This window comes from Paenibacillus sp. IITD108 (assembly GCF_036541265.1).
GTDB lineage: Bacteria > Bacillota > Bacilli > Paenibacillales > Paenibacillaceae > Pristimantibacillus.
Genome location: NZ_JAZHCT010000020.1, coordinates 84,581 through 97,134, shown reverse-complemented (window position 1 = coordinate 97,134; position 12,554 = coordinate 84,581). Strand labels below are relative to the sequence as shown.

12 protein-coding genes are annotated in these 12,554 nt (G+C 44.7%); 10 read left to right on the top strand and 2 right to left on the bottom strand.

Annotation, left to right across the window (positions count from 1 at the left end; genetic code table 11):
• Window positions 1–17: 17 nt before the first annotated feature.
• The 4 genes from V1L65_RS17905 (at window position 18) to V1L65_RS17890 (ending at window position 3,993) form a co-directional block, all read left to right on the top strand.
• The gene (locus V1L65_RS17905) at window positions 18–485 is read left to right on the top strand and encodes a GNAT family N-acetyltransferase (protein ID WP_331700583.1); all 468 of its coding nucleotides are present in this window, start codon (window positions 18–20) and stop codon (window positions 483–485) included.
• Window positions 466–1,788, top strand: a complete 1,323-nt coding sequence (locus tag V1L65_RS17900; RefSeq protein WP_331700582.1) for a helix-turn-helix transcriptional regulator — start codon at window positions 466–468, stop codon at window positions 1,786–1,788. The genes V1L65_RS17905 and V1L65_RS17900 overlap by 20 nt, the downstream gene beginning before the upstream one ends.
• Entirely contained in the window at window positions 1,763–2,605 is an 843-nt protein-coding gene (locus tag V1L65_RS17895; protein WP_331700581.1) for a WYL domain-containing protein, read from the top strand. Before V1L65_RS17900 ends, V1L65_RS17895 begins: the two co-directional genes overlap by 26 nt.
• 227 nt (window positions 2,606–2,832) lie before the next feature.
• Entirely contained in the window at window positions 2,833–3,993 is a 1,161-nt protein-coding gene (locus V1L65_RS17890) for a benzoate/H(+) symporter BenE family transporter (protein ID WP_331700580.1), read from the top strand.
• Window positions 3,994–4,120: 127 nt separating this feature from the next.
• Here the strand turns inward: V1L65_RS17890 and V1L65_RS17885 are convergent, their stop codons facing one another.
• Window positions 4,121–4,846, bottom strand: coding sequence for a cysteine hydrolase (locus tag V1L65_RS17885; RefSeq protein ID WP_331700579.1), 726 nt, complete (start codon window positions 4,844–4,846; stop codon window positions 4,121–4,123).
• A 175-nt stretch (window positions 4,847–5,021) separates the two neighbouring features.
• Between V1L65_RS17885 and V1L65_RS17880 the strand changes: the two genes are divergently transcribed.
• A complete protein-coding gene (locus V1L65_RS17880) occupies window positions 5,022–5,501 on the top strand; it encodes a GAF domain-containing protein (protein WP_331700578.1) in 480 nt (159 codons plus the stop codon).
• A gap of 100 nt (window positions 5,502–5,601) precedes the next feature.
• Here V1L65_RS17880 and V1L65_RS17875 read toward each other — a convergent pair whose 3' ends face one another.
• Complete coding sequence (locus tag V1L65_RS17875; RefSeq protein WP_331700577.1) at window positions 5,602–6,225, bottom strand: NUDIX hydrolase; 624 nt, start codon at window positions 6,223–6,225, stop codon at window positions 5,602–5,604.
• A 166-nt stretch (window positions 6,226–6,391) separates the two neighbouring features.
• Here V1L65_RS17875 and V1L65_RS17870 point away from each other — a divergent pair, with 166 nt between their 5' ends.
• The 5 genes from V1L65_RS17870 (at window position 6,392) to V1L65_RS17850 (ending at window position 12,420) form a co-directional block, all read left to right on the top strand.
• Window positions 6,392–7,150, top strand: a complete 759-nt coding sequence (locus V1L65_RS17870) for a GNAT family N-acetyltransferase (RefSeq protein ID WP_331700576.1) — start codon at window positions 6,392–6,394, stop codon at window positions 7,148–7,150.
• A 642-nt stretch (window positions 7,151–7,792) separates the two neighbouring features.
• Window positions 7,793–8,698, top strand: a complete 906-nt coding sequence (locus V1L65_RS17865; RefSeq protein ID WP_331700619.1) for a carbohydrate ABC transporter permease — start codon at window positions 7,793–7,795, stop codon at window positions 8,696–8,698.
• Window positions 8,699–8,720: 22 nt separating this feature from the next.
• Window positions 8,721–9,557, top strand: a complete 837-nt coding sequence (locus V1L65_RS17860) for a carbohydrate ABC transporter permease (protein ID WP_331700575.1) — start codon at window positions 8,721–8,723, stop codon at window positions 9,555–9,557.
• A 135-nt stretch (window positions 9,558–9,692) separates the two neighbouring features.
• Window positions 9,693–11,090: an ABC transporter substrate-binding protein gene (locus V1L65_RS17855; protein ID WP_331700574.1), complete on the top strand. Its 1,398-nt coding sequence runs from the start codon at window positions 9,693–9,695 to the stop codon at window positions 11,088–11,090.
• Window positions 11,091–11,175: 85 nt separating this feature from the next.
• Window positions 11,176–12,420, top strand: a complete 1,245-nt coding sequence (locus V1L65_RS17850; protein WP_331700573.1) for an alpha-L-fucosidase — start codon at window positions 11,176–11,178, stop codon at window positions 12,418–12,420.
• Window positions 12,421–12,554 lie beyond the last annotated feature (134 nt).

Sequence of the window (12,554 nt, the reverse complement as noted above, 5' to 3'; positions counted from 1 at the left end):
TAAGGAGTGGTTGACCTATGCATATACAAGAAATTATAGTAACGTCCGATGAGCAGCTTAAGCAATGCCTTGCAGTTAGAATGGAAGTATTCGTCAAAGAGCAGCAGGTTCCTGTGGAGCTTGAGGTCGATGAATTTGATTCAACCTGGGATGCCTGCAGGCATTTTCTATTGCTCGACGGCAGCAAGCCAGTCGCAGCAGGGCGCTATCGCATGTACGATGAGCATACGGCCAAGCTGCAAAGAATTGCCGTGCTGTCCTCTTACCGCGGACATGGCTTGGGGCGGCAGCTGATTGAGCTGATGGAAAAGGATATTAGCGAGCAGAACTTTAGTGCTATCATCCTGGATGCGCAGCTATCGGCCGAGTCATTTTACCACAAGCTGGGTTATGCCGCCGTGTCGGAGGAAACCTTCCTCGACGCCGGCATTTTGCATGTCAGGATGAAGAAAATGAGGGATGCCAGTGGCGAAGGAAGGTTTTGATAAAGAAATTCAATTTCTGCGCATGCTCGTTCTGACGAGCGGCGCATTCAACAGGCAGCAGTTTGCCGAGCGTCTTGGCATATCTGTTCATACTTTCGATAAGACGCAGCGCCGGCTAAAAGAAATTTTGAATGGCGTGTATCAGCATCTGCCTGAGGAGCAGCGCAAGCAGCTGTCCGACGCTATCCAATTCAGCTACTATGAGTCCAGCGATCCGATTCTGTTGTTTTTATTTCGCGCCAAATCTGTCAAGGAAACGGAGAGCGAGCGTATTTCCTTGCTGCTCGATGCGATGGACGGGCAGGTGCTGACTGCCAAAGAACTGCTGGAAATATGCAGTGCAAGCCTGCCCTCCTATCTTCCCATGCCGGATGAGAAAACGATTCGCGCCGATCTGAAATATTTAGAGGAAGTAGGCGTTATAAAAAAGGAACATACTGCGCGTCCTTTCCGTTACCGATTGCAGAACGACCTCGCTGCTGGCTTGTCTGACGAGGAGCTGGTCGAGCTGTTCGATTTCGTAGACATCATGGCCAATACGCAGGTTCCTTCTGTGCAAGGCTATTTGCTGCGCGACAGTCTCAAAAAACAGCTTCTGCGCAGGCAGTCCGGCAGTGCGGCTGCAGAGCCATTTTTATATAAATATCACTACAATTCCCGCATATTGGACGAAGCACATTTATTCACGCTCATTAGCGCCATCGAACAGCGCTGCAAAGTGAGCTTTTTATACTTTTCGCCAAAGTCTGAAAAAAGCTACTCCTCTAAAAATACGAATCCCCTCTTTGAACGCGAGCATGCAGGACAGCACGTCACGACGCTTCCGCTTAAGGTTGTCTATGACCACCAGTATGGCCGCTGGTATTTGTTGTCCAACAGCAAAATTGGGATTCGCAAATATCGTTTGGAAGGCATTACGCAGCTGGAGGTAGAGGACGCGGTTGGGCAGTTGCCATTTGAACAAAAATCGATAGAGCTGGAGCAGCGTATGACAAACAGCTGGCTGATTGATACTGGCCGCCCAGTTACAGTACGCGCGCGTTTTTTTCATCCGAAAGGCTCTGGTAATAATTTTATAAAGGAACGGGTCCTGCTCCAGGGACAATGGGGACATATTCATTCCGAGGGTGAGAGCTCCTTTATTTATGAGATCACGGTGAATGGCACGACTGAGATCAAGCCGTGGCTGCGCAGCTTCGGATCAAGCTGCGAGGTGCTGGAGCCGCTCTTTTTGCGTCAGGAGCTGATTGCTGAATGGAAGGAGATCGCGTCATATTATGAATCTGTTCGAGAAGATCTTTAACTATCAAATTATTTCGCGCTTGGACGATTCAGGCACGTTCATGACGACCTCGCAAGAAAGAGCATGGCTCAAAACGATGCTGGACCACCCTTCCGCTGTCGCTGCTTTTACGGAAGATACCCTGGCAAAGCTGCGCACAATTGTCGAGCAGGACACTGCTCTGAACCTCTCTTCCCACTTGATCGAGAAGGCGCGCAGCAAAGAAAAACAGCTTTATCATCCGCTTATCCGCGTGCTGCGCCGGCATATTATGGAGCATAACAAAATACGTCTAACGTTCACAAGCAGCCTTCGCGATCATGCCGCTCCGGCTAATCCGGCTGAGGAGCATCCGGCCTTGCCCTACAAGCTGGAATATTCCATGGTGAAGAAGGAGTGGTACTTGCTTTGGTACCATTTGAAACGAAAAACGATGATGAGCACTAGGCTTAGTAAATTAGCCGCCATCGAAGAAGAGCAGCTGGAGCCGTCCGAGGCACAACGCATTCTGGCAAAAATAGAAAGATTGCTAGCTTCACGAAAAAGAGAAGTGCGCATCGAAGTGCTGCCCATGTATAATAGAGAGCTGTCGCGCATTCTTTATGCCCTGTCCAGCTTCGAAAAAACCGTAGATTATAACGAAGAAACTGACGTCTACAGCGTTACCATATGCTTGATGGAAAGAGAGCAGGAATACTTGCTGTCCAAGCTGCGTTTTCTGGGCAAGCGTGTGCGGGTTATCAATGGCGGTTATTTGAAACGGCGGATGCTAGAGACGACAAGCAAAGCTTTGGAGCGATACGGCGTAATATCGGAGCCAAGCGACTTTCAAGAATGAGCAGAGATTGGCAACTGGACACTCATTCCGTTATTCGCTTAAAAATGTCCTTATTTTAATCTTAGAGGACACACGTTCCGCTAACTCGCTTGATTCTCCTTGTTTTCGGGGTATTTCGGGGTAATAGCGGAACGTGTGTCAACTTCCATGCCCAAAATCGCCGTTTTTGACGAAATAACGGAACCTCTGTCATCTTTAAGTACCTAAAGAATAGAAGGAATGCACAAATGAACGCACAAAACACTTCCGCTGGAATCTTATCTGCACTTATGGCATGTACAGGCGGAGCGATGATGGTAATTACAGCTGCGCAGCGATTAGAGTTAACGACTGCAGCACTCGTTTCTTGGCTGTTTATTGTTTATGTTTTTGGAGGAGGGCTGAATTTATGGCTCACTCTGCACTATAAAATCCCATTTGCCGGAGCACACTCTATAACGGCTGCTGCATTTTTGAGTACAAGCGCTATGCAGGTAAGCTTACCCGAGCTAGTCGGCAGCTATCTGATGGCAGGCGCTATCATTGCCGTGCTGGGCTTGACCGGTATATTCAATAAGCTGCTCGAGCTTATTCCAAGGCCACTGATCGATGCTATGCTTGCCGGCTTAATCCTGCATTACGTCGTTGATATTGTACCGGTATTTCAGCAATCGCCATTGGTGGCAGGACTCGCAATTCTCGGTTTCTTCCTTACTCCTAAACTATCCAAAGCGCTGCCGCCGCTGCTCGGCGTGCTCGTATTTGGTCTGATCGGCTTATTTATTGTGTACAGTTTTCCTGAAGCCGTGCCTATTCCGTTCAGCTTGCCGCAATTTGTAGTGCCGCAGTTTTCCGCTGCGAATCTTCTTTCGCTGGCACTGCCGCTTGCTATACTGGTCATCAGCAATGATCTAGCTGTAGCCCTGGCAGCGCTAAAGAAGAACGGATTTGATCCGCCAGCTAATAAAACAATAGTTGCTTCTGGAATCGGAACGGTAATGGCAAGTTTTTTTGGGGGACAAGCACTAAATATTGGAGGAATGATGACTGCTCTTTGCAGCAGTGAGGAAGCAGGAGAAAAGTCGCAGCGCTATAAAGCCGCTATCGTTTCGAGTGTCCTCGTTATTTTATTTGGCTTATTCTCATGGAAACTAATCGTTCTTATCCAGATGCTCCCTGGCTATTTCATCGCCTTATTGACCGGCTTTTCACTTGTTGGCGTCTTGCTGGGCAGCCTGCAGTCGGCATTCAAGGAGACGCAATTCAAATACTCCGTCTTGTTTGCCTTTGTCATTTCTATTGCGAATGTTTCCTTCTTTGGCATTTCATCCGCTGTATGGTCATTGCTGATTGGGGCATTAGCAGCCAAGCTGCTGAAAGAAGGCAATGAAAAGGTAAGGTCTGTGTAATATTGTAAGTTTAAATAAAATCCCGAGAGAAACACTGTATAGCAAAAATAATCCTGTTAATTGCTCATTTTGCGTATAGAAAAACAGCCCTCCTTCAAAAAAGGAAGGGCTGTTTTTCCTTATCTATCTACCTCGCTCCAACCGCCGCTGGAGCTCCAAGCAGCTGAACAAAGGTGTCCGCTGAAATAACCGGTGCAAAGAAATTGTTAATGCGTTCCATAGCCGCCGCCTCCTGCTCCGGCTTCACGCAGCCTGTGGCGTCGCCAATGACAATTGGCAAATACCCATTGTCACGCGCTGAGCGCACATTTCCCTCGATGCACCAGTCAAGGTGAATGCCAGTAAACACAATTACTTCTACCCGTTTTCTAGCCAGCTCAAGCGGAAGCTGAGTACCGACAAAAGCGGTTTGCAGGGCAAGCTCATTAAACTCCAAATCACCTGGCCGCACCAATGCGCGCAGCTCATCCACCAGCTCGGCATCCTCCTTCTTCTGCTCCTCTGTGAAATTCACTTTCTCCACCCATGTCTCATACTGCACTTTATCAAAAATAGATTGCGGATAATCCTCGCGAAATACACAATAGCCAATCCAGTTAAACGATACGAAGTTGTCAAATTGGCGGGCAGCCTCAACAACTTTAATGGTTGCTGGCAAGCTCCCTCTCTCACGGTGATTTTCATGCCCCTGCACGCCCCAAGGCTCATAGAGCGACTTGTTCTGGCTAACGGATACAAATGCTGCAGGCCGCTTCAATATTTCAGCGAGATCAAGCTTTTTCCATTGCGGCGCCAGCTCAGGAATAGCGTGTATTCCTCCAATATTCCTTACATCCAAATGGTTGTTTGCCAATTTAACTCCTCCTTCAAAGTGATTTCCAGTAATTATGTTTTATAATAAACATATAATTCCTATAAGTAAAGTATGAATTATAAACAAAATTATTTTATTCGCACGGACTTGCGATTGACTAAACCATAGTAATCAAGTAGGATTAGTTTAATAGAAAAGTATGGGGGAATCGCCAATGTTCCAAACGACTGCTTATGAAGGTACACGCGAAGAAAAATACAGTCTTTTGATTAAGCAATTAGCTGCACTTCTCGAGGGAGAAACGAACCAAGTTGCGAATTTGGCAAACGCTTCAGCATTGCTGGGCCAATTCCTGCAGGATATTAACTGGGTCGGGTTTTATTTGCTGGATGAGGAAGGTTTAGTGCTCGGCCCATTCCAAGGCTTGCCGGCATGTGTAAGAATTCCGATTGGAAGAGGCGTATGCGGTACATCAGCACAAAAAAGAGTAACGGTGCGCGTCGAGGATGTTCACCAATTTCCAGGCCATATCGCATGCGATGCTGCATCCAACTCTGAAATCGTTATTCCTCTTCTAAAAGAAGGTGAGCTGCTTGGCGTGCTTGATATTGACAGCCCAAGCTTAAACCGGTTCGACGAAGTGGATCAGCTTTATTTGGAAAAATTCGTTGAAGCTCTGGTCCGCTTCTTGTAATTGCACTCGGCAAAGCGAAAGCTTCACTACTCACTCCCGTTTACGGACAGTTTAGAAAGATTGGGCACGTGGCTCCGATCTTTCTTTCTGTCTCAGCAATCTAATCTAAATAACGATAGATAGCTTCAATCACGTCCATATAATACTGCTCGCTATGGGGCACAAAGTGCTCTCTGCTTACTATTTTGCGAAAAAATTGTTTCTTCCCGCTTTCATTCAGCTCATAGCCTTCGATCTCAATGTTGGCCCTATTCTTTCTCCACAGCCCGCTAAAATCACTTAGCTTTGCCTTCAGCATACCTGCAACTTCTTCTGTTTGCAGAGTAAAATCCTCAAAACTGCGATTGGATTGATACAAGAAAACATGGGCAAATTCCCTGTCGATTATTTTATTATTTTCAATCGCATATTTCATAATGCCTAAAGACTTGAGCTCATCAAACTTGACATCGATTCCGATCTCTTCCTTTATTTCTCTTACTCCGTCCTCCACGGTTTCATCGGATAATAGATGTCCAGCTGCCGTAATATCATAAAGCGAAGGGTAATCCTTTTTATCAGCACTGCGAATTTGCAGGTATATATAATGTTCATCTTCCTCACGCGAGACGAACCAGCATTGAAACGTTTCATGCCAATAGCCCTGCTTGTGCACCTCGCTTCTGGCTGCGACTCCAATCGGCTTCATTTCATGATCAAAAATTGTAAATTGCTCTTCCTCCACTTTGCTTCCTCCCACCCGTATGTGCTGCCTTTTCTAAGTATGATTCACAATCAGTATAATACATTTGGGCAAATGTTGTTCAAGCTGCCGGTTCACCTATTGAATATTTATTAATTATTTTGTATATTTATTCAGTATAACTTATATCTATGCAAGGAGAAGAACGATGCACAACAAATTTATTGAAGAGCTATCGTTAAATAACTGGCCGCCCCTATCTACCTTACTGTATGACGGCTGGATACTGCGTTTTGCAGACGGCTATACGAAGCGAGCCAATTCCATTAATCCCATTTACCATTCAAGCCTGGATATACAACAAAAAATAGCCTGCTGCGAGCAGATATACAAGGAAAATCAGCTGCAGACTACTTATAAAATTACACCTTTTGTGCAACCCGGCAGCTTAGACTGTCTGCTTGAACAGGCGGGCTATTTACGCATCGATACGACTAGTGTACAAACGATGAAGCTGGACAGCATCATTCAGCCGCAAATGCATACCATGAAAATAGATGAGCAGCTTGGTCTGGAGTGGCTCGATTCCTTCTGTCTATTCAATCAAATCAACCCTGACAAAAAAACGACGATGACACGCATGCTGTCCAATATTAAAACGAAAAAAGCATTTATTACATTCTTTCACGAGGGGCAAACAGCCGCTTGCGGTCTTGGGATTATCGAAAGAAACTATATAGGCTTATACGATATTGTTACAAATGTAGCGTTTCGAAATAGAGGCTTTGCCGAACAAATGATTCTTCATCTGCTGCATTGGGGAATAAAAAACGGTGCTACAGACAGCTACCTTGCGGTCGTTGCCAATAATGCACCTGCGCTTAGATTGTACGCTAAGCTTGGCTACAAAGAAATATATCAGTATTGGTATCGGGTGAAGGACACTTCAAACGATTTTGAGGCTTAGCCCAAACTTATTCAAAGACAATTTCATTATCCTCACACCATTGAATCGTAAACTCTCGATAACATTCTTCACGTTATAGTTTAGAATTGTAACGGAACTGAGAAGCTCTATTTAGGCAATAAAAAGGGGTGCCACTGCGATCAAGATTGGGATTCCGACCGCTGTTGTAGTCCAATTTTTTTAATAAATAAACCCTGTTAAGGATAAAATTAGCCTACAAAGGCGGACGCTGACGCTTCTCCATTCCCATTCTTGCTCTCCGTTTCCCCTTTCTTTATTGCTTTTTAATAGTTGCCCGCAATTAATCGACTCCCTCCTAAGTTCCGTTAGCGTTTTTCAACGGCCTGAGGAGATACAGTTAGCTCAGCGCGCGTGAGTAATGTATATGATATTCCATACAAAAACGGTCGGCGCTACCTGGTGCTACCACAATTTCCATACGACGGATGACGAGTATTCCATATCAACGCTTGTACAGCAAATATCTCCAATAAATGTAAATGACCATCAAAAAAAGGTCAAAATTTTACACGCCTCTAGTCAGAATCAAGCCTTCGAAAGAAGGCTTTTTTTATTATGATTATGAAAAATAAATGGATACCGAGGTGATACAAAGTGAATTCTGCTAAGCAACTATCTACTATGGACGGACAAAGAGCTAAAAAGTTTTGGACACCAAAGCGGAAGGAAGCTTTGATTGGCTGGCTGTTTTTGGCGCCTGAAATTATCGGCATGCTATTGCTGAATGTCTTTGCTCTGCTGTTCTCATTGTACTTGAGTTTTTCATCCTGGGATTTGCTGTCCGGCATATCCGGCATTAAATTCAACGGCTTTGCCAACTATGTGAAAATGTTTACAGATGATCCGACGATTATGACGGCTCTGAAAAACAATTTACTCTATACGTTTCTAACTGTACCTATTCCGATTGCAATCGCGCTAGTGCTTGCAGTTGTTATTCACAGCAAGGTTCATTTTAAGGATTACTTTAAGGTGACTTTCTTTATTCCTTATATTTCTTCCATTATAGCGGTAGCTGCAGTGTGGAGCGCATTGTTCCATCCTTCGCTTGGGCCGATTAACCAGTTTTTGATGGACATCGGCATATCTTCTCCGCCGAAATGGCTTGTTGATCCGAAAACCTCCCTGCTGTCGATTGCGATTATTACTTCATGGGCAGGGCTTGGCTACACCATTATTATCTTCTTGGCCGGTCTTACTAATATTTCTGAAGAGCTGTACGAAGCTGCGGAAATTGACGGTGCCACCACCTTGCAAAAGTTTTTTAAAATTACAGTGCCGCTATTGCGTCCGACTATTTTCTTCCTCTTTATTACGATGCTGATCGGTTCCTTCAAAGTGTTCGATATCATTGCATTTTTAACAGAGGGCGGACCGAACAACTCTTCCTCCGTGCTGGTATACCGGATTTATGAAGAAGGCTTTAAAAATTACAATATGGGCTACGCTTCGGCTATTTCCTGGCTGTTGTTTGCCATTATCGGTTTAGTTACGGCACTGACCTGGAAAATGAACAAAGAAAACTAGACATAAGAAGGGAGAGACTACCATGCAGCTTGTGCGGAAAAATTTTAGTAAAATTGTTGTAACGGTCATTATGGGCGCACTATCCATCGTATTCCTTATTCCGCTCATTTGGATGATTTCGGCAGCATTCAAGTTTGAAAAAGACGTTATGCGTTTCCCGATTCAATGGATACCGGAAGCAACGAACTTTATGTACAATTTCAAGGCGGTATGGATGGGCAGAGTACCATTCTACACGTTCTACTGGAACTCGATTCAGATTGCTATTATTACAACAGTGATTACACTGATTATTTCTTCAATGGCAGCTTACGCATTCACAAAATTGCAATTTAAAGGAAGAAACCTAATATTTCTAGGATTGATTTCTTTCATGATTATTCCTGACCAAGCGACTCTAATTCCACGCTTCTTGCTTATTAGATGGATGGGATTGTATGATACGCATGCTGCAATTATTATCATGAGCATGTTTTCCATCTATTTCACATTCTTGCTTCGCCAGTTCATGGCAGGAGTCAGTGACGACTTTATGGAAGCGGCGCGAATAGACGGAGCTGGGCAGCTAAGAATTTTCACTTCCATTATGCTGCCGCTGTGTAAGCCGGTACTGGCTACAGTTGCTATCATCAAATTTATTTGGACTTGGAACGATTATCAAAATCCGCTTATTTTCTTGCTAAGCAAAAAGCTCTATACGATTCCTCTTGGTATAACGCTCTTTAGAGATGATTATACGAATAACTATGCCATTATGATGATGGCAGCCTTGTCCGCGATTATTCCGCTAATCATTGTGTTTATCGTCTTGCAAAAGCAAGTTATTAACGGAATTGCGCTTGGCGGGGTTAAAGGCTAATCGGGTTTAATTTTGCTCTAAAGGTAAAAATAACAATCGTACATGCTCAAAATTTTACTCTTGCGATTTGTGCTTTATCGTTATACTTAGGGCGAAACAGAATATATTACGAAAATTTTTAGGGGGTAAGTGAAGATGATGCAAAATAAAAAACGTAGTTTTCTAGCTATGCTTGCTCTTGTTTTTGTATTGGCGACTGTGCTTAGCGCATGCGGCGGCAAAAACGAAAACAATGGCACGGATGGCGGCACCTCAAGCTCTAAACCTGGAAACGGTGATGGCAAGCAAGTAACCATCAAGTATTATAACTGGGATAACGAAGCGACTGAGGCTAATACAAAAGCTATGCTTCAAGAGTTCATGGACCAAAATCCGGATATTAAAGTAGAGCATGTTGTATTGGTGCCAGGTGACTCTGTGGAAATGCTTAAAAAGCTTGACTTTTTGATCTCTTCTGGAGAAGCTGTAGACGTTGTACAAATTCCAAGCTTGGGCGCAGTGCTTGAAAGAGCAACAAGAAACGCTCTTGCTCCTTTGAACGAGTTCTATGAAAAAGAAGGACTAGTTGCTGAAGATGAGTATTATGTAAATCCTAAAGTTGAAGGCAAGTACTATGGTATGCAATATACGAAAAGCGTAAACTATGTCATGCTGAACAAAGACGCTCTTGATGAGGCGGGCTTGGAAGTTCCTAAATTCGGCTGGACATGGGATGACTACCGCGATTATGCGAAAAAGCTTACTAAAGGTGAAGGTGTAGACAAACGTTACGGATCCTACTTCCACACTTGGGAGCTTTATATGAACGCTCCTGCGCAAACCGTTATGAAAGACCCGTTTGTATATGACGACGGTACAAGCATTTTGGCTGACCCGAGCTACAAATACTTCTTCCAGCTTCGCAAAGACATGGAAGATATCGACAAATCCGCTAAGCCTTACGCTGACGTTTTGGCAGCAAAATTGAACTACCGTACAGAGTTTTTCAACAATGAAGCAGCAATGATTCTTACAGGTAACTTTACAATTCCTGACCCAGGTAACCAAGATCAGTATCCGCATGATTTCAAAACAGCATTTGCACCGGTTCCGCTTCCTCCAAAAGGCGCTGAGCCAAAAGAGTATGATAACGGCAAATACTTTACAAGCGGCAGCCAATTGGTAATGGGTAATACATCCAAAAATAAAGAAGCTTCCTTCAAATTGATGCGCTTTATGACAACAGTCGATTCTAAATCAAGAGTTGAATTCTCCGGCTGGAAAAAAGCTGACAACAATGCGATCCTTGAACGTTTGATCGAAGGTAAAGAAGAATGGTACGATGTAGACTCCCTTCGTTACTCTGTAGCCAGCGAAGACATTCAGTTCCTGGATGCTCCAAAAGTGATGACTACTGGTACTTCCGAAATTACTAAAGTAATCGGCGACGGCTTCAGCAAATTTATGTTGAGCAACGAGCCGATCGATGAAGTGCAAGCATGGATGGTAAAAGAAGCTAACAAAATTATTGAAGAAAAAGGCTTAGTTAAGTAATAAGCTAAAAAATAGATAGAGCTTTGAAGGACGCTAACAGCAGCTAATTCAAAGCTCTTCTTGCATAAGCAAAGGAGTTATTGGGATGGAGAAGCAGGTACAGCAATTGCCTCGTCCAAGCGAGGCGCAATTGGCATGGCAGGATATGGAGATGGGCATGTTCTGCCATTTCGGGATGAATACGTTTTGCGATCAGGAATGGGGAGATGGTACGGACTCGCCAGTGAAGTTCAATCCTGCAAGCCTTGATGCCAGACAATGGGTAAAAACGGCAAAAGAAGCCGGCTTTAAATATTTTGTACTTACGGCGAAGCATCATGACGGCTTCTGTCTGTGGCCTACGGCAACGACAGACTATTCTGTCGCATCCAGCCCATGGAAAAACGGAAAAGGTGACGTTGTGCGCGAGTGCGAAGAAGCTTGCCGTGCAGAAGGCATCGGCTTTGGCTTGTATTTGTCGCCTTGGGATCGTCATGAGCCCTGCTACCCGGATGCCGCAGCATATGATGAGTTTTATGCAAAACAATTAGAAGAGCTAATTATCGGCTATGGACCGCTTACCGAAATATGGTTTGATGGCGCCGGTTCAGAAGGAAGAGAATACAACTGGCAGCGCATCATGGACTTGATTAATCAGCATCAGCCAAATGCGATGGTATTTAATATGGGTGCGCCAACGATTCGCTGGGTGGGCAATGAGGACGGCCTTGCTCCATATCCTTGCTGGAATACTGCAGAATCAGCTCGAGTGAGCATGTTTAGCGATGCTTCATTAAAATGGCTGCCGCAAACGCCGCGCTGGGTGCCGGCAGAATGCGACGTGCCGATCCGCAAGGACCGCTGGTTTTGGCATCCGGATGAAGAGCATACGCTTTTGACATTGGAGCAATTAATGGATATTTATTATCGTTCAGTTGGTCATGGGGCCGTATTGCTGCTTAATATTGCACCAGATTCCAGCGGGCTGTTCCCGGATGCAGATGTGGAAAGAGTACTTGAGTTTGGTGAAGAAATTAGAAGACGCTTTGCCGCACCTCTATATGAGACTGCCGCTGAAGGTAACGTGACGGAGCTTGTTCTCGACGAACAAAATGTTATCGATCACATTGTGACCATGGAGCATATTGCATACGGTGAGCGCGTTCGAGCCTACAAGCTGGAAGTATTCTCTGATGGCGCATGGAAAACGGTAGCAGAAGGAAGCGCCATTGGTCATAAAAAAATTGACCGCTTTGAGCCGATTGCAGCCACTAAAGTAAGATTAACCGTAACGGAGCATGAGGACACCCCACTCATTCGCAAATTGGCTGTCTACAATTGCACAGTTTAAATGATAAGAGAATAGAGGAAGGTGTCGATTAATTGTGGGCAACTTTGATAAGCAATAAGAAAGAGGCACGGAGAGCAAGATTGGGAATGGAGAAGCGTCAGCGTCCGCCTTTGTAGGCCAATTTTATCCTTTAC